The organism is Enterobacter sp. WCHEn045836, from assembly GCF_003965585.1.
GTDB lineage: Bacteria > Pseudomonadota > Gammaproteobacteria > Enterobacterales > Enterobacteriaceae > Enterobacter > Enterobacter dissolvens.
Map to the genome: position 1 here is coordinate 1 of NZ_RXPT01000045.1, position 908 is coordinate 908.

Below are 908 nucleotides of genomic sequence, written 5' to 3' on the forward strand. Positions count from 1 at the left end.
AAAACCTACGGTGGTTCTGCTCGTGCATTCGACCAGATCGATAACGCACCAGAAGAAAAAGCTCGTGGTATCACCATCAACACCTCTCACGTTGAATATGACACCCCGACTCGCCACTACGCACACGTAGACTGCCCAGGCCACGCCGACTATGTTAAAAACATGATCACCGGTGCTGCGCAGATGGACGGCGCGATCCTGGTAGTTGCTGCGACTGACGGCCCAATGCCTCAGACTCGTGAGCACATCCTGCTGGGTCGTCAGGTAGGCGTTCCTTACATCATCGTGTTCCTGAACAAATGTGACATGGTTGATGACGAAGAGCTGCTGGAACTGGTAGAGATGGAAGTTCGTGAACTGCTGTCTCAGTACGATTTCCCAGGCGACGACACTCCAATCGTTCGTGGTTCCGCGCTGAAAGCGCTGGAAGGCGACGCAGAGTGGGAAGCGAAAATCATCGAACTGGCTGGTTTCCTGGATTCTTACATCCCAGAACCAGAGCGTGCGATTGATAAGCCATTCCTGCTGCCAATCGAAGACGTATTCTCCATCTCCGGTCGTGGTACCGTTGTTACCGGTCGTGTAGAGCGCGGTATCATCAAAGTGGGTGAAGAAGTTGAAATCGTTGGTATCAAAGAGACTGCGAAGTCTACCTGTACTGGCGTTGAAATGTTCCGCAAACTGCTGGACGAAGGCCGTGCTGGTGAGAACGTTGGTGTTCTGCTGCGTGGTATCAAACGTGAAGAAATCGAACGTGGTCAGGTACTGGCGAAGCCAGGCTCAATCAAGCCACACACCAAGTTCGAATCTGAAGTGTACATCCTGTCCAAAGACGAAGGCGGCCGTCATACTCCGTTCTTCAAAGGCTACCGTCCACAGTTCTACTTCCGTACAACTGACGTGACCGG

1 protein-coding gene is annotated in these 908 nt (G+C 52.5%); it reads left to right on the plus strand.

Going from position 1 to position 908, the window contains the following annotated elements:
• The coding region (tuf, locus tag EKN38_RS25635; RefSeq protein WP_126523071.1) for an elongation factor Tu at positions 1-908 on the plus strand (908 nt) is incomplete at both ends.